This is a genomic window from Proteiniborus ethanoligenes (assembly GCF_900107485.1).
GTDB classification, from domain to species: domain Bacteria; phylum Bacillota; class Clostridia; order Tissierellales; family Proteiniboraceae; genus Proteiniborus; species Proteiniborus ethanoligenes.
In genome coordinates, this window is the sequence record NZ_FNQE01000012.1 from 62464 (window position 1) to 89054 (window position 26591).

Genomic DNA, 26591 nt, shown 5'->3' on the forward strand with positions numbered 1-26591 from the left:
TCAACAAATCCCAATTAAATAAAGCTTATAATAAAAACCAAGCGCAAAAGAATATTGTTAATGCTCCTGTTTTTATTATAAGCCTTTAATTTTAAAATACTTTATGCAACAAATTGGCTATTATAAAGCTCTGCATAAAATCCATTTTTCATTAGGAGTTCTTGGTGATTACCTTGCTCTATTATGTCTCCATCCTTCATGACAAGAATCAAATCTGCATCTCTTATAGTTGAAAGTCTATGGGCAATTATAAATGAAGTTCTTCCTTTCATTAGGTTTTCCATGGCTTTTTGTATAAGTATTTCTGTTCTAGTATCTACAGAGGATGTTGCTTCGTCTAATATTAGTATCTTAGGGTCTGAAAGGATTGCCCTAGCTATGGTTAGGAGCTGTTTTTGACCTTGAGATATGTTGTTAGCCTCTTCATTTATAACCATGTTATATCCATCTGGTAAGGTTTGAATGAATCTATGAGCATGAGCAGATTTTGCTGCCTTTATTACCTCTTCATCTGTTGCATCTAGCCTCCCATACCTTATGTTTTCCATTATAGTTCCCGAGAATAGCCATGTATCTTGAAGTACCATTCCAAAATTGTTCCTTAATTCTTCTCTTGTGAATTGACTTATATCATTATTATCTATTAGTATTTTACCCTCCTTAAGGTCATAGAATCTCATTAACAGCTTAACTATTGTTGTCTTTCCAGCCCCAGTAGGACCCACTATGGCAATCTTCTGCCCTGGCTTTATATCTGCAGAGAAATTATTTATTATTATTTTATCTTCATTATATCCAAATTTGACGTTTTCAAAGATTACTCTTCCTTCTACTTCTTCTAATTTGACTGGCGCTTCGGATTCTTTGACTTCCTCCTCTTCATCTAAGAATTCAAATACCCTCTCAGCTGCAGCTATGGTAGATTGAAGCACATTACTTATCTGGGCTACCTGTGCTATAGGCTGAGTAAAGCTTCTTATATATTGGATAAAGGAAAGTATATCTCCTACTTCTATAGTCCTTCTAATAGCAAACCATCCCCCTAGAATAGAAACTGCTACATAGCCTATGTTCCCAACAAAGACCATAATAGGCATCATCATTCCAGAAAGAAACTGTGCCTTCCATGCGGAATTATAAAGTTCTCCGTTAATCCTTCTAAATTCTGCAACTGCTTCTTCCTCTGCATTAAAGGCTTTCATTATGTTATGACCACTATAAACCTCTTCTATGTGTCCATTAACCTTACCCAAGGATTTTTGCTGCTCTTTAAAAAACTTTTGTGATCTTTTAATTATAGACATGACCAGTATCATTGAAATAGGCAGTATCAAAATTACAGCAATGGTCATCTGCCAGCTTATAGATATCATCATAATAAGAACACCTACAAGTGTGGTAGCAGAAGTAATTATCTGGCTCATGCTTTGGTTTAAGGTCTGGCTTATGGTATCTACATCATTTGTGACCCTTGACAATACATCTCCATATGATACAGAATCAAAATATTTAAGTGGCAGCTTATTTACTTTTTCAGATATTTCCTTTCTTAGGTTATAGGATACTTTTTGTGCTACTCCAGTGACTATAAACCCTTGTATAAATGAAAATATTGCAGACATTACATACAGTCCAACTAAGAGAAAGATTATATTCAATATATACTGAAAATCAATTCCTCCATCAGGGCTTCCTGATACCTTAGATACTAATCCTTGAAATATCTTTGTTGTAGCCTTGCCTAGTGTTTTAGGTGCTCTAATGGTAAAAGCTGTGCTCCCTATGGCAAATATCATTACGACAATAAGCTTTAATCTATATGGTTTTAAATAGTTTAAAAGCTTTGAGAAGGTTCCTTTAAAGTCCTTAGGCTTTTCAAATCCTCTTCCCATGCCCATGGGTCCATGACCTATTCCTCCCGGTCTTTGTCTTCTCATGTTCTTTTCACTCATATTGCAAGTTCCTCCTCTGATAGTTGTGACAAAGCTATTTGCTTATAAACACTACAAGTCTTTAGAAGCTCCTTGTGAGTTCCCTTGCCTACAATTTTTCCTTCATCTAAAACTATTATATTTTCAGCATTCATTATAGTGTTAATTCTCTGTGCAACTATTAGTATCGTTCTACCTTTTATTTCTTCGTTTATGGCCTTTCTCAAGGCTGCATCTGTTTTAAAATCAAGGGCTGAAAAGCTATCATCAAAAATAAGCACTTCTGGTTTTTTAGCTAATGCTCTGGCAATTGAAAGTCTTTGTCTTTGACCGCCTGAAACATTAGTCCCCCCCTGAGATATTTCAGATTGTATTCCTTCTTCTTTTTCATCTATAAATTCCTTTGCTTGTGATATTTCTATGGCTTTTAGAATATCATCATGGCTTGTGTTGCTATTTTTACCATATTTTACATTGCTTTCTATGGTTCCTGTAAATAATATACCTTTTTGTGGAACATATCCAAGCTTTTCTCTTAAGTCACGAAGTCTAACATGCCTTATATCTATGCCATCAAGAAGTATTTCGCCTTCTGTAACATCATAGAATCTCGGTATTAGGTTGATAAGTGTTGACTTGCCACTTCCTGTACTCCCAATAAATGCAGTAGTTTCTCCTGGTTTTGCAGTAAATGATATATTTTCAAGAACATATTCTTCTGCACCTGGATATTTAAAGCTAACATTTCTAAACTCTATTAATCCCTTCATATCATATTTAAACTCTTTAGGATTTGTAGGATCTTCAACCGTAAGCTTTTCATCTAGCACTTCAGAAATTCTTTGAGCTGATACAGATGCTCTTGGTAGCATTATTGATATCATTGATATCATAAGGAAGGACATGATTATCTGCATTGTGTATTGCATAAATGCCATCATATCTCCTACCTGTATTGCACCCTTGTCTATTTCATGTGCCCCTACCCAAATAATTAGTAATGTTATACCATTCATAATAAGCATCATGGTAGGCATCATCATAGTCATTAATCTTGATACAAAAAGATTAGTTTTTGTTAAATCTTTATTTGCATTGTCAAACTTCTTTTCTTCAAACTTCTGAGTATTGAAGGCTCTGATTACCAGCATTCCGTTGAGGGCCTCTCTCATTACACGATTAACCTTATCAACAAGCTTCTGTAGGCTTTTAAACTTTGGCATAGCTATAGCAAAAAGCACTATTACTAATGTAAGAATAGCCATAACTCCAACTGCAACTATCCATGCCATTGATGTGTTTGTTCTTAGAGCCCTTATTACCCCACCTGCTCCTAGAATAGGTGCATAGAATACCATCCTTAACATCATTACTGTAAACATTTGCACCTGTTGTATATCGTTTGTACTTCTAGTTATTAAGGAAGCCGTAGAAAAGTTATCGAATTCACCATTAGAAAAGGCAGTTACTTTCTTAAATACCTTATATCTTAAGTTTCTACCAAGTCCTGAGGATGCCTTTGCTGATAGAAAGCCTACAGCTATTGATGCTATCATGCTTATAAGTGCAATAAGAAGCATGATTCCACCTATATATAGTATATAATTAGATTGGTTTTTTCTAATATCTACTCCTAAATCTTCATATTGAGTTTTAATATAGTTTATGGCTGATTGTTCTATAATAGCTTGGGGCATATTTGAAAGCTGCTCTGTGATTTGAAGCTTTAGAGCATCTAATTGTTCCCTAGGCAAATTATTTAATACTAAAAATGGGTCCGTTCCTTCAGGGAAATTTGCAAAAGGGTCTTTTTTCATGTTTTCTGGGGCTACGTTTCCTGAGCCTCTTTTTTCTATGCTGTCTACAATAAATAGAGCCTTACTTAGAAAAGAATTCATATTTCCAATATCTTCTTTTGAATCAGTATCTAAAGCATATAGATTTATCTTTTCTAATGCTGGATATTTCTCTAGATATTTTTCATATTCATTTCCCTCTAAGCTTTCCTTGTTTATTAGCTTATAGCTATTATCCACTAGGTCTCTTTCTTCTGTATTTAAAAAAACTTTAACTTTTTCCATATTGTCAGCTTTCATTACTTCAGGTACTGCATTTTCTATTCCATTTTGCTGAATCCCCACATTAACTATATTTGACATATAGTCGGGTAGAGCAAGCTCTGCACTGGCTTGAAGGAAAAGTAAGGCTATTATAACACCTATTGATATAGCGAATGGCTTGAATTCCTTAAATAACTTTAACATGCTAACCTCCTAAATAGTATTTACTGTTTGCTGTCTGGTATAGATAAATTATCTCGCATTTGCATCAGTAATCTTCTTAAAATTATCTTTTCTTCTACTGTAAAATTTCCAAAACATTCTTCCTCAAGGTTCTTTATTATACCCATTGCTTTACTACATATTTCTTTGCCTTTATCCGTAAGATATACTCTAGATACCCTTTGGTCTTCAGTATCTTGTTTACGCTCTACTAGATTTACCCTCTCCATTCTCTTTAGCATTACTGTTATGGTGGCAGGGGTTATTTTTAACTTCTCTGATAATTCTTTTTGACTCTGTCCGTCTTTCTTATTTAATATAAATAATAAGTGTGGTTGCCCAGGATATATTCCTATCTCATCAAGAAGTACATGGGTCCGATGATGATGAAGTCTTAATATTTCTAGAAAAATATAATATAATGAACCTTTATCTATTTTCTCCACATTTTTAACCTCCATTTAGTTAGTCGCCTAATCATATTAATAATGATAGCATTATCTTACGTCCTAGTCAATACATATTTATAGTGCAAGTTTATATGTTTTTTATTTAGATGGCTAACATGTTTTCTCTTTACAAAAAAATTAGTATCCCATTGGATACCCGATCAACAACTATACTATAGTCTTATTATTTAGTAGTATTAGACATGAGAAACTCAAATATGGTAAAATATTAATGATATTTTAAAGGATGTGATTATCATTAGTAAGCATAACTTTTTCAAAACAGAATTTGATTATGAAGAGGATAGCTATGATAGATTAAAAAACATAAGCAGAAGCAATAACAAATACAAAGGATTTACTAACAAGTCTACTATGAAAAAGCCTGAGTTTGACTATGAAGAGGATCCTTATGAGCCTGAAAAGGGTTAAAAAAACCTATGGTCTCCCATAGGTTATCCTACTTGTATTGCTTTTGCTGGACATTTTTCTTGAATTTTTTGGGCCTTGGTTTCTGTTTCTTCTGTAACCTTATTATTTATAACTAAAGCCTTATTTCCTTCCATGAAAAAGTGTTCTGGAACTAGTTTTTCACATATACCACAGCCTATGCAAAATTCTGATTTTAGTATTATAGTACCTTCCTCTATTTCCTCATTTTCCATAGGTAAATCTTCTTTTTTCACTAGCTTTGATATTATATAACCCATCAAAAATATTGATATAGTTGTAAATACCCATCTTGTAGCCATGAACTTTGGGCTTAAAAACTTTGCTTCATTAGCGAGCATAGGAATCTTAATAACAGCCCAAGCACTCAATATAACTACTATATTAGATATGCTAGCCCCCTTTTTTAGCAGAGTTTTACATATTGGGAAAGCTGCATATATGGGTCCTGCTGATATACTTCCTAATAGCAATGATATAAATGAGCCTTTGAAGCCTGAGCCTTCACCTAAATGCTCCATTATCATCTTCTTAGGTACCCATGCCTCTAGTAATGATGTAAGCAAGAATACTACTGGCATTATCATAAGCATTTCTTTTATATAATAGCCACTATTCTTTACAGATAAGGTTGCTTTTTCTGTGTTAGTTAAAAATAATATTATATATATTGCCCCAACTATTACTAAAAATTTATTTTTCTTTAATTTCTCTATCATAGTATTACCCCCATTGCTACAGATATAAGTATTGCAAATACAAAACTAAGGCTATTTCTAGCTATGGCAAATTTACTACCAAACTCCTGTCTTTCTAGGTTAAATGTAACTAATCCAACCATGGTCAATGTAGTTAAAAATGCTACTGCAGGTACTATGCTAGCTCCCATATCTACTATTGAACCTACTAATGGAAATGCAATAAAGGCTGGTATTAGAGTAATACTTCCTAAAGCTGCTGAAAGTAATGTGGCTAATATAACATTAGAGCTGCCTAGGTACTCTTTGATTACATGTGGAGGTATAAATGTGAGAATAAGTCCTATTAAGAACAGTATACCTACTATTTGCCCTACCATATTACCCATCATTTTTTTTGACATTTTCATTGCATTTAATGTCTTTTTCTTGTCTTTAATCATAGATACAATAAACCATATTCCTGTGATTAGCCATAGGCCCTTTGTGAAAATATCCATAAGTCATCTCCTTTAAAAGTTATTCTACTTAATTATAATTTGTAATGATATAATAAAAAGTAACTATGGTTACTTTTTGGAGGTTTTTTTATGAATATTAATAAATACAAGGATTTTCTAGCTCAAATCCACCTGTTTAACATGCTTTCTCCTAATGAAATAGATGAATACTTTCAATCTAATAAATTTGAAATTAAAAATTATAATAAAAATTCAATTATTTATTTGCAAAATGAAAAGTGTAATACTGTTGATGTGATATTAAAGGGAGATATAGCTATCCAGAGGATTGATGAAAGTGGAGATGTATTAACAATAACCTCTTTATCCTCTGGAGATATTATGGGTGGCAACTTAGCCTTCTCAGAAAATAATCAATATCCTATGACTATTATAGCTACGTCTAGCTCTAAGGTACTCCATATAAAAAAAGAGTTAATTATAGAGCTTTGCCAAAGCAACAAGGAATTTTTAGTCCAGTTTTTTCAATGTCTTTCAGATAAAACATTGATTCTTACAGATAAAATTAAGTTTATATCAATAAAAAGCATTCGTGATAAAATAATTGAATTTCTGAATTACGAATACTATATTCAGAAAAATACCACTATTAAATTAAATATTACGAAAAAAGAACTCTCTGAAAGACTTGGAATACAAAGACCTTCTTTTTTCAGAGAGCTAAGCAAAATGAAAAAAGAAGGTCTTATTGATTATGATTCTAAAAATATTAAGATTTTATATTTTAAGTAAGGGTTATTTTCTATTTAGGCTTGTTTGTAATTTCTTTGTGTACTAGCGTTTTGCATCAGCTGGAACTGTTATTGGTGGTGCTATATCCTCTGCTGGTATTTCACGTACTAGTTTTGGTACTGGATGATCTACACCCTCTACTTCTGTCAGTATGATCTCATATAACACCTGTATTGCTTGATGATCTTCTTCACGGAAGTATCTCTTGCCAGTTGGGCTATCAAATTCCATGCCTCTCATAGTTTTGATTAGCTCTTCTGCATCAGCATTTCCACCGGTTTTCTCTAAAGCTGTAACTATTGCTATAGCAGAAGCCATTCCTCCTGACACGAAAATATCTGGCACTTGTCCATACTTTTCCTTATGCTTTTCAACTAGCCAATCATTAACAGGATTTTGAGGAACACTATTATAATATAAGGTATAGCCATGCATTCCTATCATAGGCTGCATCATTTTTAAAGCTGCAATCTCAGCTACTCCTGCAGTTATTTGTATACCATATTGCTCTAGGTTTAGCTCCATTAATTGACCCCATGGGTTGTTAGCTCCTGCCCAAATAACAATAAGATAATCTGGCCTAGCTTCCCTAATTCTTAATATATATGGTGTGAAATCTGTAGTTTCTGCTGGTGGAAACTCTTGATGTATTAGCTCTGCTCCATTATTTTTTAAGGAGTTAACAGCAGGCTCTACCATTGATCTTCCATATGCACTATCTGGTGCCAATGTAGCAACCTTAGCGCCTGGTTTGCCAGTGACAATAACGTTCGCAACTGCATTAGCATCTTGTGCTGAGTTTCTACCTGTACGGAATGTGTATCTGTTCCAGCTTGGTCCAGTTAAAAAATCTGCTGCTGCTGGTTCAAGTACAATTACCTTCTTAAATTCTTCCGCAAGCTCTAGAATTGCCGCAGCATCAGAGGATGATGCAGGTCCTACTAATATATCAACCTTATCTTGATCTAATAGCTTTATTGCTCTTTCTCTTGCTACGTCAGGCACAGTTGTAGTGTCTTCCCAAATAACCTCTATTTTTCTACCTGCTACTTCCATAGTTCCCTTTGTAGCATATTCTAGTCCTAGCATAAATCCTCTTTGGTTTTGTTGACCATAATCTTGTAGAGCACCACTTAAGGATGTAATTCCCCCGATTCTAATAGGTTGGCTTTTATCTACACCACCCGTTGTCTTGCTTCCACAGCCTGCTAATAATAGTGAGGACATAATAACTATAACTAACAATAAAGAAATTACTTTTCTTTTCAAAACATTTCCCCCTTATTTATCTTTGATTTTAATTATTTACAGTTCTATTCTTCTATAGCTTTTGTTCAGCTTTTAAAGTATATTTTTATTTTTTAAGCTGTTTAATTACATGGGCCATGTTATCTGCCATATGTTCCATAATGCCTATTCCTTCTAAGTCCTTATCTGCGTCTACTGCACCTCCTTTGCCTGCAACTCCTACATTCCAGTAGTGAGATCCAATAACAATAAAGTCATTTACAGTAAACCATAGTAAAAGCTCTGCAAAGGCAAAATTCTGTCCTGCCCTCCTAGCTACTGTAATAGGTGCTGCAACCTTTCCTGAAAAAGCCGTTCCTTTCCAATCATAGCTTTCGGCTTTATCCTTCATTTCATTATTAATCCATCTGCTTAAGAACCCTGCTCTATCTAGTAAGGCTTTAAGATCCGCTGGAGTAGAAGAATTATATACAGGTGAGCCTACTATAATTCCATCTGCCTTTAGCATCTTATTAAACACCTCATCAAAATCATCTTTTTCTAAGGTGCATTCCTTTGCTGTAACACAGCCATAGCAGCCTGTACATGGATGAATTCGTTTTCCCCTAAGGCTTATAAGCTCTGTTTCTATACCATGCTCTTGAAGCTTTTTTAGGGCTACTTCTACAAAGTATGCTGAGTTGCTATGTTCTCTTGGACTTCCTACAATTCCAATAACCTTCATAATATCCCTCCTCTTTTCTTAGGTTTTAAACCCTATTTATTTAAATCTTGCTGATTTATTACCATATCATATTTTTCTTTGCATGGAATCTTAGTTCATCTCTAAAATCAGGATGTGCTATGTTAATCAACCTCTCTACTCTCTCTTTTATAGACCTTCCTCTAAGCCATGCTACGCCGTATTCTGTGACTACATGATCTACATCATTTCTAGATAAGCTTACTATGCTACCTTGCTTTAGCATAGGTACTATCTTGGATACAGTAACTCTCTCCCCTTCTTCATTTTTCACCTGTGCTGTAGAATACAATGCTATAAAGGATTTCCCATCGGGGCATATTTGAGCTCCTACAGCTGTATCTGATTGTCCTCCTGTACCTGATATCTGAACTGGTCCTATGGATTCGGATGCACATTGTCCAAAAAAGTCTACCTCTATAGATGTATTTATAGAAACCATCTTATGGTTTTGTCCTACAACATAGGGTGCATTAGTCCATTTCCCATTTTTAAATAATACGGTAGTATTATCATCTAAAAAGTCATATAGCTTTTTAGAGCCAAGTGCAAATGTAGCTACTGATTTGTGTGGATATAGTGTTTTCATTGAGTTGTCTACTGCTCCACATTTTATTAGATCTACCATGCCGTCTGTAAACATTTCTGTATGGATTCCAAGATGTTTTTTCACCTTTAAGGCTTCTGCTACTGCATTCGGGATACCGCCTATTCCCAGCTGTATAGTCGAGCCATCATCTACTAGCTCTGCGATTAAGTTTCCTATTATCCTATCCTTTTCTGATATAGGTGCTTCTGGCAGTGCTATAACTGGATAATCTACTTCTACTAAAGCATCTATCTCACTTATGTGCACTGTTGTATCTCCAAAAGTCCTCGGAAGATTTGGGTTTACCTCTACTATTACAACTGCTCCTTCATCTATCACATCTCTTTCATAAGTACAACCTAAAGATAAGCTTAGATTTCCATGCTTGTCCATTGGAGAACAGCTTGCCAATAGGACTAATCTTCTACCATCTATTGCATATCTTCTTTTAGTATAAGCAGAATGTAAATGCTGAGGAACATGTGATACATTGCCATTAGCTTGAGCAGTTCTTAAAGGTGGTGAATAAAACCAACCATTTACAAATATGCTGTCTTCGTATTCTGGATTATTAATAAACTCATAATTACCCATAGGCAAGCAATTTGTAAGATGACATCCTTTTACTCCGTTATCCTTTATCTTGTGAAGCTCCTTTAGTATAGCTGTAGGTTCACTTCCCCCTAGAGCTGTAATAATAAAATCATGTGATTTAATCATTTTGAGAGCTTCACCTATAGTTTTGGTTTTACCTTTATATATTTCTTCTATGCTATACATAAGTTCCCCATCTCCTATCTACCTTACTTTTCCCCATCTAACCATTGAACAAGTAAATGCATATCCTGTTCCAGCCCCTAACAATGCACATATGTCTCCTTCCTTTACCTTGCCTTGCTTTATTCCATAGTCTATTGCAAGAAATTGATCCACATGGCCACAGTGCCCATCATCTGCTAAATATACGGTTTTTTCTTTGTCAATGCCTAGATTGTCCATTATGGCATAATGTGCTTTAGGATTGATGTGAGTTATACCTATAAAGTCTATGTCCTTCTCCTCTAGTCCTGAATCTTCTAAAGCTAATCTTACAGCTCCAGTAAAGTTAGGTAATGATTTCTCTCCTAGTCTTTTTTTCATTCCTTCTCCGTCTGGTACTACTAGTAGCTGAGCTTTTCTTAATGTTTCTGGATCCTTTGCTATTTCTTCTGTTATTGGATGTAAGGAGCCACCATATTTGCCATATACATCATCACAAAATACATGATCAGTAATTATTCCAGTGCCTAATAACTCATTTTCATCATGATCCCTACGAAGTAATATTGCAATCCCTGCTGGCGACATGTTAAACATAAAAGATTGAACTGGATCCTTATAGTCAACTAAATATGCGTTTGCATTTCCACCTACTATAAGGACGTTTTTCATGTTTTTATTTGCATACATCATATCTTTTGCTATTTTCATAGCTAATGGAGTTGCTGCACATCTTAAGCCCATATCCCATGCAAAGGCATTATCAGCACCTAGCTCACTTTGTATTTTAATAGATGCCGTCCAGCATACATACTCGCAATATGTTTCACCTGCATAAAGTATCATATCAATGTCATTTGGATCTAATTTTGTATTATTTAATAAATCCTTTGCAGCTTTTGTTGCCATCATCACTGGATGATCCTCAGGTCCACCTACGTATTTTCTATTGATTCCCATTTTTTCTCTGAGTATTTCTGGTTTAATGTTTACTAATTTTGATAGCTCCTCTGCTGTTATTGTTTCCTCTGGAAGATACAAGGAATAATCAACAATTCCTACCCTAAAATCTTTTTCCATAATTATGCCTCCTTATTGTTTTTGTGTATTTTAATTATTGAATATATTAGATATTTTATTAAAACCTTTTGGAAAGGTTTTCTTAACCTTCAGTTCTATATAATAGCAATTGTCATGCCAAAGTTATTCCTATCTATAAAGCTTCATTTTTCAATGTTTCAAAAAAAAATTATTTTCATACTTTTTCATGTGTAACTTTTTGTTACTATATAAATGTACAATAATTTTCTAAATATAGGATTAGCCTAATATCTAATAGTGATACTTTTTGTTACATGTAACATTTTGTTTCAATTATTTACAGCTTTCATTGACTTGAGGATAATATAGTGTTAAATTAAAACTAATATATAAAATTTTAAAAATGGGGGATTGTTTTGAAAAAGTATCCAGAGGCTTCCGTTGACCCAAATGAAATTAGAGATATTTTTGTTTCTATGACTTCCTTGCTTTTTAATCAATTGCCTATACCAATAAACTTTATAGATACAGAAGGCAAGGTTATCATAATGAATCAGGCTTTTTTAGATTATCTTAATATAGGCTTAGAGGATGTTACAGGAAAGCATTTGTCAGAAATTGATCCTTCTGTAAGACTGCCCATAGTTGTCAAAACTGGTCATGCAGAAATTGGTCAAAAGCATCGATTTCATAGTGGGCGTGAATCAATAGTACATAGGATTCCACTATTTTATAAGGACACTATTATAGGTGGGGTAGGTATTATATTAATAGAAGACTTAAACTATCTTTATGAAATTTCAGAAGAAAATAGCTTGATTAAAACTCTTAAGGTAAACAAGGCAAATAAAATTGCTGATGTCTATAAAACCAAATATACTTTTGATGATATATTGACCCAATCATACTTAGGCGAAAAGTGTAAGGAGCAGGCAAAAATTTATTCTACTAATGACTTTCCTATACTGATTACAGGAGAAAGCGGAGTAGGTAAAGAGTTATTTGCCCACTCAATACATTCCTTAAGCAATAGAAAAGACGGCCCCTTTATTAGGGTAAACTGTGCTGCTATTCCTGAATCCTTAATCGAATCTGAGCTATTTGGATATGAAAAAGGTGCCTTTACAGGAGCCCAGTCCACTGGCAAAATTGGTAAGTTTGAATTAGCCAATGGGGGAACTATTTTTCTAGATGAGATTGGCGACTTCCCTCTCGGCCTACAGGCTAAGCTTCTTAGAGTGTTGCAAGAAAAGGAAATAGAAAAGATTGGCAGTAATGAAATAGTACAGCTAGATATTAGAATAATAGCTGCTACAAATTATAGTCTTGAAGATAAGGTTAAAGAAAATAAGTTTAGACAGGATTTATTTTATAGATTAAACGTCCTAAATCTTAATGTACCCAGTCTGAAGGAAAGAAAGGACGATATCCCTTTGCTCATAAACCATTTCATTACTTCCATGTATCAAAACTTTAATATCTATAAAAGATTTCCTGATGATGTTATAGAAATTCTTAAAGCCTATTCTTGGCCAGGGAATGTTAGAGAATTAAAAAATATTGTAGAGCGTATTGCTGTAAATACTAAGGGAAAAGTCGTTAATGAAAGTGATATCCCTGATTATATTATTGAAGAGATAAATAATAACTTCCATACTTCTAATGAAGATAGTTGCGAACTAAAGAACGGCTCTTTAAAAAACACTCTTTTAGAAATAGAAAAGAGAATCATTAAAGATACTTTGCTAAAATGCAATAATAACAAGGCAGAAGCTGCTAGAGTTTTAGGCATACCTAGAATGACTCTCTATAGAAAACTAAAGGAATTTGATGATTAGCTTAGCATGTGTTTTAAAGTAGGCTTTTACATAAATCTACTGAGGTTCTGTTTGATAAGTATTTTAGTGGTATATCAAATACAGTCTTTGCTCCTACATGACCTTCCTTATTGAGCTTATATGTGGCCCTTGCATAGGCTAGCAAAATACTGGAAGTAAATTCTGGATTGTTATCTAGCTTTAGTGAAAATTCCATTAAATGATTGTTATCATACTCTCTACCTGTACTCCCACATCTAATGACAAAACCACCATGAAGCATTTGTGAGTGGTTTTCTTTTAATTCTTTTTCTGAAATAAATATTACCTCTGTATCATAATCTAAAAAATAATTAGGCATAGATTTAATTTCCTTTAGGATTTTATCTTTATCTGCTCCTTCCTCCTCTACTACATAGCATTTTCTAATATGCTTTTCTCCAGTAGTCAGCTGAGGAGTTTTCCCCCTACGTATTGCTTCTAATGCATCCTTTATAGGAATAGTATATTGTACTCCATCTTTTACTCCTACTACTCTTCTTATGGCGTCTGAATGCCCTTGACTAAGTCCAGGCCCCCAAAAAGTATAGCTTTCACCCTTAGGTAATATGGATTCAAATAATATTCTATTCATAGAAAATAATCCAGGATCCCAGCCTATGCAAATTGTACTGGTTTTACCTTTGAGTTTAGAGGCCTTATCCATGTCTCTAAAATATTCAGAAATATTCCCATGATTGTCATAGCTATCTACAGTATTATACATACTTGCAAAGTATGGACCTTGAATCGGAAGGTCTACTGCTGAACCTCCACACAATAGCATTACATCTATAAGGTCTACATATTCCTCTGCCATATGAATATTTAAAACCTTAACCTGTTTATCCTCTACATGTATACTATCCACATTTCTCCTAGTAAATATAGCTATTAGCTCCATATCAGGGTTTTGAACAATAGCTAATCTGGCTCCCTTTCCTAGATTCCCATAGCCTACAATACCTATCCTAATTTTATCATTCAAAGCTATTACCTCCAGTTTCCATGTCAGTATTTAAAAGCTCTTATATCATTTAGTTTTTAATTTTAGCATTACTATTAATTATATTAGGATAAGAGATTAAAAATGAAACTTGTACAGAGTAAAATACTTTGCTACTTCTATATTAAACTGTTTTATGGTACAATATCACGAGGATTGTTATTTCAAGTGAAGGAAGGTATTAGTAGTATGATTAATGTAACAAATTTAAGCTTGCAGTTTGGAGGACGTAAGCTCTTTTCTGATGTAAATATAAAATTTACCCCTGGCAACTGCTATGGTGTTATTGGAGCAAATGGTGCAGGAAAAAGTACTTTTTTAAAGATTCTATCTGGTGAAATAGAATCAACTACAGGCGAAGTAAGCATAGCTCCAGATGCTCGTATGTCTGTGCTAAAGCAAGACCATTTCCAATATGATGATTATCCTGTTTTAGAAACTGTAATAATGGGGAATGCTAGACTTTATGAAATAATGAAGGAAAAGGATGCTCTCTATGCAAAACCAGATTTTACAGATGAAGATGGAATAAAGGCATCTGAGCTTGAGTGTGAGTTTGCAGAGCTAGATGGATGGGAAGCAGAATCCGAAGCCTCTTCACTACTTCAAGGCCTAGGTATAGGTATTGAGCTACACACTAAAAATGTTAAAGAGCTTTCAGGTAATGATAAGATTAAAGTGCTCCTAGCCCAGGCTCTTTTTGGTAAGCCTGGAATATTAATTTTAGACGAGCCTACTAACCACTTAGATATTAAAGCTATAGCATGGCTTGAGGAGTTCTTAATTCAGTTTGAAGGAACTGTCATCGTAGTATCCCATGATAGATATTTCTTAAATAAGGTCTGTACTCATATGGCTGATATAGATTTTGGGAAGATTAAGCTATACGTTGGAAACTATGACTTTTGGTACGAATCTAGCCAGCTTGCCCTTCAAATGATGAAGGACCAAAACAAGAAGAAGGAAGAAAAGATTAAGGAGCTTCAAGATTTCATTGCCCGTTTTAGTGCAAATGCTTCTAAGTCAAGACAAGCAACCTCTCGTAAAAAGCTTCTTGAAAAAATCTCTTTAGATGATATTCAGCCATCTAATAGGAGATATCCTTTTGTTGGCTTTAAGCCTGAAAGAGAGGTAGGCAACAACATACTTACTGTAGAAGGCTTATCTAAAACCATAGATGGTGTTAAGGTGTTAGATAATATTAGCTTTACAGTTGCTAAAGACGATAAAATTGCTTTTGTAGGAGAAAATGAAATTGCAAATACTACTCTATTAAAAATATTAATGGGCGAGATAGAGCCTGATAGTGGAGAGTATAAATGGGGAGTAACTATAACTACGGCTTATTTCCCTATGGATAACTCTGAGTTTTTCAATGATGTTGAGTTAAATCTTGTAGACTGGATGCGTCAATTTTCCGAAGAAAAATCAGAAAGCTACCTGAGAGGCTTTTTAGGAAGAATGCTTTTCTCAGGTGAAGAGGCTCTAAAGCAGGCCAAGGTTCTCTCTGGTGGTGAAAGAGTAAGGTGTATGCTCTCGAAGATGATGCTAAGTACTGCAAATGTGTTAGTCTTAGATCAGCCGACGAACCATTTAGACTTAGAATCTATTACTGCTTTAAATAATGGTCTTAAGGATTATAAGAGTAACATTTTATTTACTTCACATGACCATCAGTTTATACAAACTATTGCGAATAGAATAATTGAGATTACTCCTTCAGGACTTATAGATAAAAGGATGACTTATGATGAGTATCTTGAAGCTATGAATTCTTAAACTATTTAATATTATAAAAAGGGATATTGCTTAATATTAAGCATATCCCTTTTTTTTTGCTTTCTTAAATAATAATTTTTATTTGCTAGCTTTAAATAATTTTGATAATAGACTATTACTTTCTTTTTGATAAATTTTATGTATTTCATCTATTTCTATATGTTTCTCTCCACATATATTAACTATCTCTCTCTTCATACTACATGGAAATTGTGCTGCTGTTCCGCAGCTAGAACTAACCTGTCTAGGAACAGGCATTAGCTTTACATCAATATCTTTTTCTTTCATTGCTTTCTCAAAGTTAAGTGCATGATTAGTTGTATGAAATGTAACTATGCAATAATAATTTTCCACATTGTCACCTATTTTCTTAAAGTTAGAGAGTATTCATCTTCTCTTTCTTCTACTTCTACCTTATAGCCTTGGCTAGTAGCAAATCTTTTTATGTTTTCAACTGCTACTTGAGCATCTACAAGTACTTTTATACCTTCTTGCCCACTTTCTATCGCATTTTTAGTCATTATAACTGGTTCTGGACAAGATCTGCCTCTTGCATCTACTAGATTAGCCATTTATACGACCTCCTTCATTTTGTATCTGAATCTTCTTAGCTTTACTTGCAGTAGATACAACAGAAGCTGCAATAGCTATGACTGCTACAAGTCCTATTATTACTGCTATTCTACCATTTGTGGTGCTACCTGCTCCGCTAGAAGCTAAACCAAAGTTATGGGCAAAAGCTGCTCCTACTATTAACCCTAATATAGTTACTGCTGCATCTGTATCTCCTTCTCCTGCTAAAATAGTCTGCCTAAGCGGACATCCTCCAAGAAGCACTGCTGTTAGTCCTACTAAAGTCATCCCTAAGAAATTCCACAGATGATCTGTATGTGCTATTGGTTGATCAGCGAAGCCAATTTTAAAAGAAGCTGGGTTAAATATTAGATTACCTATAAGTGCAAATACAAATACTCCTATTAATCCCCATAAGAAATGAAAATCCTTAATTAAAAATGCATCTCTAATTCCACCAGCCGTACAGAGTCTTGTTCTTTGAAGCATTAGACCAACTATAAGCCCTGCTCCTAAAGCCATTAAAATAGGCGCCGTTTTTGAGCCTGGTCCCTCTTGACTAAAGAATATAAATGAAGGAGCAATTACTAATAATACAAGTAATATTACAGCAATTGCAGGCATAACGTATCCTGCTGCTTCAGGCTGCTTTATACTTCTGCCTAATGTGAATCCTTTCTTTAAGAATTGGATACCAATCAGTACTCCAACTATATACCCTACTAAACCTACTAAAGCGTTTAAGTCTCCATTGGCAAGCCTTAAAATCATTCTAAGTGGACAGCCCAAAAACACAAGTGCCCCTATCATCATAAAAAATCCTAATACAAAACGCAAAACGGGTGAAGAGCCTCCTCTTGACTTAAATTCACCTTTAGCCTTGGCAAATATAAAAGCTCCAAGTATAAATCCAATTATTTCAGGTCTAATATATTGTACTACTGCGGCCCTGTGTAAGCCTAATGCTCCTGCTATATCTCTATAAAAGCAGGCAACACATATACCCATGTTAACTGGATTACCAAACTTGACAAGTAATGCTGCTAATATGCCTAATACTGCTCCTGAGCCTATTATCTTCCACTTGCCATTTTTCATATCTATCACTCCATTCTTGTTTATTCAATATAATTATATAAAGCTTGGCACAAATTTAACAATTAAATTTCTCTATATCCTAATCCTGTCTTATAGGTAATCCTAATGCATAGCTATTTTATAGATCTACTATTTTTCGACATCAAACTCTAATCAGGCATTTTTCACAGCTCTCATAAATATATAATGTTTTTATCTCTTTATGGTCACTATTTAAAAGCTGCTTCATATTATAATATAAGGTTCATTTTTCTAATTCATACATATTTGGAGGGATCATTAGTGGAGGAAAATATTCAAGAAAAAATTTATGGAGTATTAAAGAAATATAGAAATGCTAAATTTCTTAGAAATGGTAGAATTTTAGAGGAAGGCATTGATTGTCTTGGCTTTATAAAGCTTTTTTATGAGGATTTTGGCATATATGTTCCTGGAGATGATGGAAAGCCTATTGAAGAGGAATGGTACAAAAAAGACCCTGAAAGATATATCAGGGGAATTAAAAGTCTAGGATATAAAGATGTAAAAATCGACGAGCTTCAGGCTCTTGATTTAGCTTATTTTGTCATTAGCCATGACGTAATAACCCATGCTGGTATTATGATTAGTGATAGAGAATTTGTTCATATGTCTCCCAAAAGCGGATTGCTAATAAGTAGGCTTGAGCGACACTGGAGAAGAAGATTTAGAGGTGCTATACGGTTTTTTTAGCAAACTCATATGCTGCAATTCCTACTGCTATAGATAGATTTAAAGAGTCAATATCATCACTATGAGGAATTATTAAGCTAGTACCTATGTTAATAAACTCGTCACTTAAGCCACTTCCTTCATTTCCAAATACTAAAGAAAAAGGCTTCCTTGAATCTATATGAACATTATGTAAGCTTTCCTTTGCATTTAGCATAAAAGTATAAATGTCATGGTTGTAGGTATTTAAATAGCTATCAATACTATCAAAATATTGAAAAGCTATTTTAAAGGCTGCTCCCATAGAGGCTCTTATAGCCTTAGGATCAAATATATCTACACCTGGTCTTATGATAGCCAAGTCTTTTATTCCAAAGCCTAGAATAGTCCTCACAATAGTCCCCAGATTTCCCATATCACTAGGATTTACTAATACTATATGATTGTTATGGCTATTTAGCTTTTGTTCATATTTCTCAAATACTCCTATGGCATAGCAATTTTCTTTTTTTGATATTCTGTTTATTGCCTTGTCGTTTATCTCGAATTTAATATTGTATTTATTGCACAATTCTATTATCTTTATTACCCCTTCGTTCTCTGTGCTATCTGCACTCAATAAAACCATAAGAGTTTCTTCTCTCTTATATTTGATTAGCTCTAGAGTAGGAAATACTCCTAAAGAATATGAATACTGAAAATCCTTTTTATATGATTTTAATTGAATGTCCATTGTAAGCCTCCATAATATTAAATTATTATTTTAAGCATTCTTATTAATTTTTTTATATCTTAAATATAACATAGCATCTACAAATACCATTGTTGCGTTTAATCCATAAAGAAACACCACATGGTCATATCTATATAATATTTTGTTTATTATACCTGATATATATCCTATGATTATTACAATAAAAAATATTAAGCTCTTCCCTTCAGATGTTTTGGTCTTATATGACTTATGTATTGAAAAAGGCCAGGCTAGTCCAAAGCATAAAAGCATAATAACCTCAAAAATACTCATAAATAATACTTCCTTATTACTTTAATCATATGTAAAATCATATTACAATGTTATCATACTATTAATCTACATTAAATATATAAATTTATATATTTATGGACAAAAAGTTCTATGAACCGATATTATTTGTATCTAACTAATGATATAATAAATGTGATCACTATAAGAGGAGTTGATTGATATAAAAGAGAGGAAAAAATATTTAAATCTTTTACCTATTATAATTATTTCTATTTTTATTTTTAAGTTTGTAACTGTTCCAAAATCATTCGCTCCATATACTAATCTACTTAAACCATTTTTTTGGGCTTTCGGTATTGCTTATATTTTAAATCCAATGCTTTTATTTATTGAGAAAAAATTTAAGCTTAAGAGAATATGGAATATCCTTATAGTATACACAATACTTCTTTGCATAGTCACTTTAATAATTACAATATTGACTCCAAAAGTTGCAATGGGACTTGGAAGTTTGTTTAAGGAAATACCTAAGTTTATAAAAACTACAGAAGAATATTTTAATACACATACATTTAATTTCGGTATTTTAGATAGGCTAGGTGTTACAGATTATCTATATGAGAACCTTTCAAATATACTTGAAGAATTAGCTAAAACTATTAATCCAATACTAAATAAAACAATTGTACAGCTTATTGATATTACATCTTCAATAACATCTGCTTTAACAAATTTTGCTCTTGGAATTGTAATATCCATATACATGCTTAAGGATAAAGATTTGTTTAAAAAGCAGTCCAAGGCTTTGATGTATGCGTTGTTTGATCCTACAAAAGCAAATAGAATTATTGAGATTGGGAGAGAATCTAATACAATATTCTCAAGATATTTAATAGGGAAAATTATAGATTCTACAATTATAGGTATACTTTGTTTCATTGGTCTAGCTATGCTTAGAACACCCTATGCCCTTGTATTTAGTACTATAGTAGGAGTTACTAATATGATACCTTACTTTGGACCTTTTATAGGCATGATACCTGCTACTGTAGTTACTTTGTTCTATAGTCCAATAAAAGCTCTTTGGGTACTAGTATTTATCTTTGGTCTACAACAGTTTGATGGTCTATACCTTGGTCCAAAAATATTAGGAATGCAAGTAGGGCTAAGTCCATTTTGGATAATCACTGCTGTTATACTAGGAGGAGGCCTTGCAGGGGTAATGGGAATGCTCCTAGCTGTACCTATTGCTGCAGTAATTAAGACAATGCTTCAAAGATATATCCATAATAAGCTGGAATCTAAAAATATAAAATTATAATCATGAGCAATCTAAGCTAAAAACTGCAGAGCATTTAAGTCTGCAGTTTTTTATATCTTCTTTTATGAGTACTTTCAACTCCCAATATGCACAGATACAACCATATATATCCTGCGCTAAAGCCTGCGACTATATCTGTAGGCCAGTGAACTCCTAGATATATTCTGCTAAAGCCTACTAGCCCTATGAAAACTATAGTTACGAGCCAAATTAATGATTTTTTCAAATTTAGTTCTTTATTTCTTAAATAAAGATATGCAGCCATTGCATAAAAGCTAAGTGTTATCATAGCATGCCCGCTAGGAAAGCTAAAGCCCTTTTGCTGGACTAAAAAATATTCATAGGGTCTATGTCTCCCAAAGAACAGCTTTAGGAGTTCATTTAAGCCATAGCTTCCAAGTATGGATATTAAAAGAGCATAAAGCTCAATTATATGTTTTTTCTTGACTAAGTATAGAATTAAAAAAGGAGCTAGGATAAAATAAAACTTTGCAGAACCTAAGAAGCTAAGTAAAACCATAAAGCCTTTAATAGATGGATTAATGTTTTCATGAACAGAAGATATAATTTTTTCGTCAAAGTATATGCCTCCATCTACCCCCCAAATATTTGTCGCCAAGAATATAAATACTATCAATAATAACAAGGAAACCATAGCTCCAATTTTAAGAAACTTGTTTTTCATTATATTATCAGCTCCTATTGCTTCTTTTATTATTTTTTTACTTATACTATTATATTTAAACTCGCTATATCCTTATTTTATTATATATTTCTCTGCTTTAAAAGCTTTCTTTTAATACTTATTTGTATAGAAATCATATTAACCTAAAATAATTGCATTCTATCAAATGGGACTTTATCACTACGTATTTCAATTGATATGGATTATCAATTTTCTGTCCACCTTATCCACATTATCCACAATTCAAAGTGGATAACTTATGTAAACATGCTTATGTCCATTTTAAAATCTATATACACAGGAGTACTTTACATAATAATAAGTTTTCCACAGTTTTAATTGTTGTCCACAATTATTATTCACAAATTTATTATTCAATATAATATGATACTCATTATCGATTGAAATATCAATAAGTGATTTTAGTCCTACATATTAATTCTCCTGCTCATTAAAATATCTAATTACACCAATATAAATAGCCCAAGCGATTTTCTCCTGGTATTTAGAGTCCATCAGGAGTCTTTCTTCCATGGGATTTGAAAGAAACCCACATTCTATTAATACAGCTGGAGCTTCTGCTTCCCTAATCAAATATATATTATCTCTTGACTGTGGTACTCTTTTATTATCTTTATCTAATATATTTCTTAGATCTTCTTGTATAATAAAGGCTAGTCTTTTACTTTCTTCACACCCTTTTTTGTAAAATGCCTGCGCACCATAATATTTAGATTCAGGAAAGCTATTTAGATGAATAGATAATAACACATCAGGCATATTATCATTAACTTCTATACCTCTATTTCTTAAATCTTCATTCTTTTTCTCCCTTAAGGTCTTTGACCCCTCTGTGTATAATCCTTCTCCATCGTTTCTTGTAAGTATAGCTATGCCTCCATTTTCTTCTATTAAACTTCGAAGCTTTAAAGCTATTTTCAGATTTATCTCATCCTCCCTGCCGCCTTGCTTGCCTACAGCACCTGGGTCTACTCCTCCATGACCTGCATCTATGGCTATGACCTTGTCTGTAACAGGTAAATACATTGTTGGGACAGAATTGTCTTTGTTCGTAAATATAAAAGCTAAGCCTATGATTAGCAAGGGAAAAACTAATAATATTCTTTTTCTTATTATTAATAATTTCACTTTTCTATCCACTCCTAGTATTAAAATTAGCATGATATATTATTCTATTTTTATATTTAGGATGATATTACTAAAAATATGATTATATTTAGAACATAAAAAAACTATGTTGAATCTTATTGTTAAACTCCTCTTCAGTCATTCTTAGCACCTTCATTGTTGGTTTGTATAGGGAACATTCCCTTGTGTTCAATCTATCAGAAATTAGTAAAAAAAATGTGCGCTGCATGAAACATGTTTTTTTGACATGAATCATAGTTTTTTCTACATGAATCGTAGTTTCAGATATCTGATTTTTATGCTAAACTTATATTGAGAAAATAGAGAAATGGGGGAATGATTATGCTACAGATTGCGGTCTGTGATGATAATATTGACGAACTGTCCAATATGGTACAGTTCATAAACCTATACCGATCATCAAAACATCTAAACTGCGAATACGCCGTCTTTACAAACGGATTTAACCTGGTTTCAGCCTTGGTAAAAGGAAAGCGGTTTGATATATACTGTCTGGATATTATTATGCCAGGCTTTATGGGCATTGATGTCGCAAAAGAAATCCGTGATTTTGACAAAACCGCGCCGATTTTATTCTTTACATCATCGCTCGAATTTGCTTTGGAAAGCTATTCGGTGAAGGCAAAGGAGATCAAGCAGCAATATCTGAATTATCAAATGGAAGGGGAATAATCAAATGGAGGAAGGTGCTTTTAAATGGTAGTAACAGTGATAGGACTCTTACGATTTGGTTTTTCTCTGGTCTTTGGCATAACGGTGTCAGTTCTCTTTTCGGGAATAGAGCCCACAAGAAAAAACAGGCTCGTCACCGGCTTGCTCTGTGTAATTTTTCTTTTCGTTCAGACCGCTAGTTGGTGGCTCTTGGGCTTGGATTTGACATCAAAGCTGTATCCGCTGATTATCCACTTGCCGCTAATAGTGATATTCTCTCTATACTATAAACGTCCGTGGCTCATATCCACCGTCAGCGTGCTTTCCGGTTATCTTTGCTGTCAAGCGCCGCGCTGGTTCGGTTTCCTTGCGGGAGCTGCCTTAGGCAGTAGTCTTGCAGACCACGTTTTTTATATTGCGGCGGTGTTTCTGTTCTACTATTTCCTGAAAAAGTATGTGGCCGGGTCCGTCAGACAGCTTATGGAGGTGTCCACTAAGTCTTGCTTATTTTTAGGCGGGGTGCCGCTTTTTTACTATATGTTCGACTACACTACCACCATCTACACCGATGTGCTTTACCGCGGCACGAAATGGGCGGTACAGTTCATGCCCTCAACAATCTCTGTTTTCTATTTTGCGTTTATTATCCTTTACTACGCTGAGACACAAAAACAAGCAATCCTCCAAAGAGAACGAGATATGCTGGATGTACAATTCCGACTATCGCAGACAGAGTTTGCTTCTCTGCGGCAGCTACAGCAGAATGCCGCATCTTATCGGCATGATATGCGCCACCATTTCGCTCTTTTACAGGGGCTGGCATCCAAGGGACATATGGAGGAAATCAAAGAGTATCTACGGATAGCCCAGTCCGACATGGATGCCATCACACCCATGCGCTTTTGCGAGAACGAAACCGTCAATCTCATTTTGTCCGCTTTCGCTTCCAAAGCAAAACAGTCGGGAATCCTGTTGACGGCAGAAGCGAAACTGCCTGACTCTCTGGCCTTAAGCGACACCGAGCTTTGTTCGCTCTTGTCAAACGCGTTGGAAAATGCTATTCAAGCCTGTGAAAATATAGCAGACAGCAAGGAACGTCATATCAAGCTGCGTATGTATTCTAAGAATAACAAACTGTGCATTGACATCCGCAACAGCTATCAGACAGAACCGATATTTCATCAGGGACTTCCAGTATCAAAAGAACAGGGGCATGGCTTTGGCACAAAAAGCATGGTACATATTGTGGAAAAGCATGGTGGTGTATTCCAGTTTTCGGTCAAGGATGGCTGGTTTATATTTCAGGTCACTACATAAAAGGTTGCTATTTCCTATAGTAGCCTTTTATATAGTGGTCTGCATTTCTCAAACTGTTACAAGTGAATTTTGATGAGGTTTATTAGGATCGTAAGCAATCGAGTAGGAGGTAATTAATTATTTTAATTACCGTCCTCTCACACCACCAAGCATACCGTTCGGTACTTGGCGGTTCATTAAGACAGTCTGAATTTCTCATACTGTGAAGTTAAACTTTTAAAACCATGATTAATCAGTTTCTGATTAGTTATGGTTTTATTTAGTATTGGACTTTTGGATATTCTCCAGTAGCTTTTCCTAGTGTTGGCATATTCCCATGCCTTACCTTTAGGAACTCCTAGTTTCATTAGGTTTTTAAATCTAGTTCTGACTAATTTCCATGTCTTCCAGACCACGGCTCTAAGTCGCCTCCGAATCCATTGGTCCAGCTCCTTTAGTTTGGTCTTCATATCTGCTAATTTAAAATAATTTACCCAACCTACGACTATTTCATTTAGTTTCTTAATTCTATGATTGAAATTCATGCTTACATTTCTGTTAGTTATATTTCTAATCTTTTCCTTAAGTCTGTCATAACTTTTGTCATGGACTCTAAATTTTATTCCACCTTTTCCATAGTAGAAACTATATCCTAAGAATTTTCTTTTTGTTGGTGAAGATACTGCCGACTTTTCAGTATTTACTTTCAGTTTTAGCTCTTTCTCTAGGAATTTTGTGATATTTTCGAGGGCTCTTTCTCCTGCCCTTTTGCTTTTAACATAAACATTACAATCATCAGCATAACGGCAGAATCTATGTCCCCTTCTTTCTAGTTCTTTGTCTAATTCATCTAGTAATATATTACTTAATAGTGGACTTAGTGGGCCACCTTGAGGTGCTCCTTCTTCTGATTTAACCTGCATACCTTTTAACATTATCCCTGATTTTAAATACTTTCGTATTAATTTAAGCACTCTTTTGTCTTCTATCTTTCTTGACACTAGATGCATTAAAAGGTCATGATTTATATTATCAAAGAATTTCTCTAAATCCATATCTATTACGTATCTGTATCCTTCATCGATATATTTCTGTGCTTGTTTTAGAGCCATATGTGTACTTCTTTTGGGTCTAAAACCATAGCTACTATCTGAAAACTCCTTATCGAATATGGGATTGATTACTTGGTTTATTGCTTGTTGAATCAATCTATCTATTACGGTTGGTATTCCTAGGAGTCTTACCCCGCCATTTGGTTTGGGTATTTCTTTTCGTCTTACTGGCTGTGGTTTATATTTTCCACTTAGCAGACTTGTCTTCAAAGTTTCGTAATGTTCTTGTAGGAAAGGTAGAAGTTCATCTACCTTCATTCCATCAATTCCATGGCTTCCTTTGTTAGATACTACTTTCTTGTACGCTTCAAAGATATTTCTCTTATCCACTATTCTTTCGAGTAGATGTTCAGTATTAAATTCCGACTTGGTTTTCAGATTTGACATCGCCGACAAATCACTGTACACTCCTTGTTTACCTCGAGTTTCCAACCCTACTTCCACAAGCCAGTCCAAGTCCTTGGTTTTCTGTATTCTTTTCATGTTTGTTGAGATTGCCAATCCTACTCACCTCCTTAATGTTCAGCCCTTCCAAGGTTATTCATGACTAACCTTGTACTATGGCTTCTGCTGACTTCTGATAGTTCAGCCACACATCACTGCATGGGTTACCATTTAGATATTTCATCTTTTAATGGTGTATCTACCAGACCTCCCCAGGTAAGAACGTAAACTTTCACTCCATATATCTGCTACATCTACTTTCCCTGTTTCGGATAGTTTTGGACTTTGACTTGTTTAGCAGCCTCATCCACAGGGTTAAGCCTCAAATGTAGTTCGTGTACCTCAGACCAGAGCTTTGCCGCCGACTTCCTTCAGATTCCACCTCACGATGGACACCCTTGTCTTGAGCTAACGGTTGGCACTATCAACCCCCGTATCGGACTTGCACCGACTAGTTTATGCCCATGCTGGGCGCACTAA

26 protein-coding genes are annotated in these 26591 nt (G+C 34.2%); 8 read left to right on the forward strand and 18 right to left on the reverse strand.

Features of this window, described 5'->3' with window-relative positions; translation table 11 throughout:
• Positions 1–101: 101 nt before the first annotated feature.
• Genes BLV37_RS06430 through BLV37_RS06440 form a run of 3 tightly spaced genes read right to left on the reverse strand, consistent with a single transcriptional unit; the run spans position 102 to position 4659 of the window.
• Positions 102–1952: an ABC transporter ATP-binding protein gene (locus BLV37_RS06430; protein ID WP_091728907.1), complete on the reverse strand. Its 1851-nt coding sequence runs from the start codon at positions 1950–1952 to the stop codon at positions 102–104.
• Positions 1949–4195 carry an ABC transporter ATP-binding protein gene (locus BLV37_RS06435; protein ID WP_091728910.1) on the reverse strand — a complete coding sequence of 749 codons (2247 nt, stop codon included), beginning with the start codon at positions 4193–4195 and terminating at the stop codon, positions 1949–1951. The genes BLV37_RS06430 and BLV37_RS06435 overlap by 4 nt, the downstream gene beginning before the upstream one ends.
• Positions 4196–4215: 20 nt before the next feature.
• Complete coding sequence (locus BLV37_RS06440) at positions 4216–4659, reverse strand: MarR family winged helix-turn-helix transcriptional regulator (RefSeq protein WP_244270487.1); 444 nt, start codon at positions 4657–4659, stop codon at positions 4216–4218.
• Between the two features lie 252 nt (positions 4660–4911).
• Here BLV37_RS06440 and BLV37_RS06445 point away from each other — a divergent pair, with 252 nt between their 5' ends.
• The gene (locus tag BLV37_RS06445; RefSeq protein WP_091728914.1) at positions 4912–5094 is read left to right on the forward strand and encodes a hypothetical protein; all 183 of its coding nucleotides are present in this window, start codon (positions 4912–4914) and stop codon (positions 5092–5094) included.
• Between the two features lie 23 nt (positions 5095–5117).
• On the opposite strand, the gene BLV37_RS06450 is transcribed toward BLV37_RS06445, so the two are convergent.
• Positions 5118–5831, reverse strand: coding sequence for a permease (locus tag BLV37_RS06450; RefSeq protein WP_091728917.1), 714 nt, complete (start codon positions 5829–5831; stop codon positions 5118–5120).
• Positions 5828–6310 (reverse strand): permease, encoded by a 483-nt coding sequence (locus tag BLV37_RS06455; protein ID WP_091728919.1) that lies wholly within the window; start codon positions 6308–6310, stop codon positions 5828–5830. The genes BLV37_RS06450 and BLV37_RS06455 overlap by 4 nt, the downstream gene beginning before the upstream one ends.
• Positions 6311–6400: 90 nt before the next feature.
• Between BLV37_RS06455 and BLV37_RS06460 the strand changes: the two genes are divergently transcribed.
• Complete coding sequence (locus BLV37_RS06460; protein ID WP_091728921.1) at positions 6401–7063, forward strand: Crp/Fnr family transcriptional regulator; 663 nt, start codon at positions 6401–6403, stop codon at positions 7061–7063.
• A 42-nt stretch (positions 7064–7105) separates the two neighbouring features.
• On the opposite strand, the gene BLV37_RS06465 is transcribed toward BLV37_RS06460, so the two are convergent.
• The 4 genes from BLV37_RS06465 to BLV37_RS06480 all read right to left on the reverse strand — a co-directional run bounded on the left by BLV37_RS06465 (position 7106) and on the right by BLV37_RS06480 (position 11481).
• The gene (locus tag BLV37_RS06465; protein ID WP_091728924.1) at positions 7106–8332 is read right to left on the reverse strand and encodes a substrate-binding domain-containing protein; all 1227 of its coding nucleotides are present in this window, start codon (positions 8330–8332) and stop codon (positions 7106–7108) included.
• A gap of 85 nt (positions 8333–8417) precedes the next feature.
• Positions 8418–9035: a flavodoxin family protein gene (locus tag BLV37_RS06470; RefSeq protein WP_208975217.1), complete on the reverse strand. Its 618-nt coding sequence runs from the start codon at positions 9033–9035 to the stop codon at positions 8418–8420.
• A 58-nt stretch (positions 9036–9093) separates the two neighbouring features.
• Positions 9094–10422, reverse strand: a complete 1329-nt coding sequence (locus BLV37_RS06475; RefSeq protein ID WP_091728929.1) for an acetyl-CoA hydrolase/transferase family protein — start codon at positions 10420–10422, stop codon at positions 9094–9096.
• A gap of 18 nt (positions 10423–10440) precedes the next feature.
• On the reverse strand, positions 10441–11481 hold the full coding sequence (locus BLV37_RS06480) for a 3-oxoacyl-ACP synthase (protein WP_091728932.1): 1041 nt from the start codon (positions 11479–11481) through the stop codon (positions 10441–10443).
• 377 nt (positions 11482–11858) lie between these two features.
• Here BLV37_RS06480 and BLV37_RS06485 point away from each other — a divergent pair, with 377 nt between their 5' ends.
• Positions 11859–13280: a sigma-54 interaction domain-containing protein gene (locus tag BLV37_RS06485; protein ID WP_091728934.1), complete on the forward strand. Its 1422-nt coding sequence runs from the start codon at positions 11859–11861 to the stop codon at positions 13278–13280.
• A gap of 13 nt (positions 13281–13293) precedes the next feature.
• Here BLV37_RS06485 and BLV37_RS06490 read toward each other — a convergent pair whose 3' ends face one another.
• Positions 13294–14286 carry a diaminopimelate dehydrogenase gene (locus BLV37_RS06490; protein WP_091728937.1) on the reverse strand — a complete coding sequence of 331 codons (993 nt, stop codon included), beginning with the start codon at positions 14284–14286 and terminating at the stop codon, positions 13294–13296.
• 207 nt (positions 14287–14493) lie between these two features.
• Here BLV37_RS06490 and BLV37_RS06495 point away from each other — a divergent pair, with 207 nt between their 5' ends.
• The gene (locus tag BLV37_RS06495) at positions 14494–16083 is read left to right on the forward strand and encodes an ABC-F family ATP-binding cassette domain-containing protein (protein ID WP_091728940.1); all 1590 of its coding nucleotides are present in this window, start codon (positions 14494–14496) and stop codon (positions 16081–16083) included.
• A 78-nt stretch (positions 16084–16161) separates the two neighbouring features.
• Here the strand turns inward: BLV37_RS06495 and BLV37_RS06500 are convergent, their stop codons facing one another.
• The 3 genes from BLV37_RS06500 to yedE are packed head-to-tail and all read right to left on the reverse strand — an operon-like array spanning position 16162 to position 17754.
• Positions 16162–16437: a putative Se/S carrier protein gene (locus tag BLV37_RS06500; RefSeq protein WP_091728942.1), complete on the reverse strand. Its 276-nt coding sequence runs from the start codon at positions 16435–16437 to the stop codon at positions 16162–16164.
• A gap of 8 nt (positions 16438–16445) precedes the next feature.
• Positions 16446–16655 (reverse strand): sulfurtransferase TusA family protein, encoded by a 210-nt coding sequence (locus BLV37_RS06505; protein ID WP_091728946.1) that lies wholly within the window; start codon positions 16653–16655, stop codon positions 16446–16448.
• Positions 16648–17754, reverse strand: coding sequence for a YedE family putative selenium transporter (yedE, locus tag BLV37_RS06510; RefSeq protein ID WP_091728949.1), 1107 nt, complete (start codon positions 17752–17754; stop codon positions 16648–16650). The genes BLV37_RS06505 and yedE overlap by 8 nt, the downstream gene beginning before the upstream one ends.
• A 282-nt stretch (positions 17755–18036) precedes the next feature.
• Here yedE and BLV37_RS06515 point away from each other — a divergent pair, with 282 nt between their 5' ends.
• Positions 18037–18465, forward strand: coding sequence for a C40 family peptidase (locus BLV37_RS06515; protein WP_244270488.1), 429 nt, complete (start codon positions 18037–18039; stop codon positions 18463–18465).
• Here BLV37_RS06515 and BLV37_RS06520 read toward each other — a convergent pair.
• Positions 18449–19177, reverse strand: coding sequence for a TrmH family RNA methyltransferase (locus tag BLV37_RS06520; RefSeq protein WP_208975218.1), 729 nt, complete (start codon positions 19175–19177; stop codon positions 18449–18451). The two genes, BLV37_RS06515 and BLV37_RS06520, sit on opposite strands and share 17 nt — an antisense overlap.
• A gap of 30 nt (positions 19178–19207) precedes the next feature.
• On the reverse strand, positions 19208–19471 hold the full coding sequence (locus BLV37_RS06525) for a hypothetical protein (protein WP_091728954.1): 264 nt from the start codon (positions 19469–19471) through the stop codon (positions 19208–19210).
• 172 nt (positions 19472–19643) lie between these two features.
• Between BLV37_RS06525 and BLV37_RS06530 the strand changes: the two genes are divergently transcribed.
• The gene (locus BLV37_RS06530; protein WP_244270489.1) at positions 19644–20753 is read left to right on the forward strand and encodes an AI-2E family transporter; all 1110 of its coding nucleotides are present in this window, start codon (positions 19644–19646) and stop codon (positions 20751–20753) included.
• A gap of 34 nt (positions 20754–20787) precedes the next feature.
• On the opposite strand, the gene BLV37_RS06535 is transcribed toward BLV37_RS06530, so the two are convergent.
• On the reverse strand, positions 20788–21438 hold the full coding sequence (locus BLV37_RS06535; RefSeq protein ID WP_091728957.1) for a phosphatase PAP2 family protein: 651 nt from the start codon (positions 21436–21438) through the stop codon (positions 20788–20790).
• A 435-nt stretch (positions 21439–21873) separates the two neighbouring features.
• On the reverse strand, positions 21874–22587 hold the full coding sequence (gene cwlD / locus BLV37_RS06540; RefSeq protein WP_091728959.1) for an N-acetylmuramoyl-L-alanine amidase CwlD: 714 nt from the start codon (positions 22585–22587) through the stop codon (positions 21874–21876).
• A gap of 342 nt (positions 22588–22929) precedes the next feature.
• Between cwlD and BLV37_RS06545 the strand changes: the two genes are divergently transcribed.
• A complete protein-coding gene (locus BLV37_RS06545) occupies positions 22930–23280 on the forward strand; it encodes a LytR/AlgR family response regulator transcription factor (RefSeq protein ID WP_244270490.1) in 351 nt (116 codons plus the stop codon).
• 24 nt (positions 23281–23304) lie between these two features.
• On the forward strand, positions 23305–24576 hold the full coding sequence (locus BLV37_RS06550; RefSeq protein ID WP_091728961.1) for a sensor histidine kinase: 1272 nt from the start codon (positions 23305–23307) through the stop codon (positions 24574–24576).
• Positions 24577–24752: 176 nt separating this feature from the next.
• Here BLV37_RS06550 and ltrA read toward each other — a convergent pair whose 3' ends face one another.
• Positions 24753–26168, reverse strand: coding sequence for a group II intron reverse transcriptase/maturase (gene ltrA / locus BLV37_RS06555; protein ID WP_244270456.1), 1416 nt, complete (start codon positions 26166–26168; stop codon positions 24753–24755).
• Positions 26169–26591: the final 423 nt, after the last annotated feature.

Bases quoted from the DNA above. Each gene is read 5' to 3' on its own strand.
- BLV37_RS06430 (WP_091728907.1), bottom strand. From the start codon at position 1,952: ATGAGTGAAAAGAACATGAGAAGACAAAGACCGGGAGGAATAGGTCAT.
- BLV37_RS06435 (WP_091728910.1), bottom strand. From the start codon at position 4,195: ATGTTAAAGTTATTTAAGGAATTCAAGCCATTCGCTATATCAATAGGT.
- BLV37_RS06450 (WP_091728917.1), bottom strand. From the start codon at position 5,831: ATGATAGAGAAATTAAAGAAAAATAAATTTTTAGTAATAGTTGGGGCA.
- BLV37_RS06455 (WP_091728919.1), bottom strand. From the start codon at position 6,310: ATGGATATTTTCACAAAGGGCCTATGGCTAATCACAGGAATATGGTTT.
- BLV37_RS06460 (WP_091728921.1), top strand. From the start codon at position 6,401: ATGAATATTAATAAATACAAGGATTTTCTAGCTCAAATCCACCTGTTT.
- BLV37_RS06470 (WP_208975217.1), bottom strand. From the start codon at position 9,035: ATGAAGGTTATTGGAATTGTAGGAAGTCCAAGAGAACATAGCAACTCA.
- BLV37_RS06475 (WP_091728929.1), bottom strand. From the start codon at position 10,422: ATGTATAGCATAGAAGAAATATATAAAGGTAAAACCAAAACTATAGGT.
- BLV37_RS06480 (WP_091728932.1), bottom strand. From the start codon at position 11,481: ATGGAAAAAGATTTTAGGGTAGGAATTGTTGATTATTCCTTGTATCTT.
- BLV37_RS06495 (WP_091728940.1), top strand. From the start codon at position 14,494: ATGATTAATGTAACAAATTTAAGCTTGCAGTTTGGAGGACGTAAGCTC.
- BLV37_RS06505 (WP_091728946.1), bottom strand. From the start codon at position 16,655: ATGGCTAATCTAGTAGATGCAAGAGGCAGATCTTGTCCAGAACCAGTT.
- yedE (WP_091728949.1), bottom strand. From the start codon at position 17,754: ATGAAAAATGGCAAGTGGAAGATAATAGGCTCAGGAGCAGTATTAGGC.
- BLV37_RS06520 (WP_208975218.1), bottom strand. From the start codon at position 19,177: ATGGACATTCAATTAAAATCATATAAAAAGGATTTTCAGTATTCATAT.
- BLV37_RS06525 (WP_091728954.1), bottom strand. From the start codon at position 19,471: ATGAGTATTTTTGAGGTTATTATGCTTTTATGCTTTGGACTAGCCTGG.
- BLV37_RS06535 (WP_091728957.1), bottom strand. From the start codon at position 21,438: ATGAAAAACAAGTTTCTTAAAATTGGAGCTATGGTTTCCTTGTTATTA.
- BLV37_RS06545 (WP_244270490.1), top strand. From the start codon at position 22,930: ATGCTACAGATTGCGGTCTGTGATGATAATATTGACGAACTGTCCAAT.
- BLV37_RS06550 (WP_091728961.1), top strand. From the start codon at position 23,305: ATGGTAGTAACAGTGATAGGACTCTTACGATTTGGTTTTTCTCTGGTC.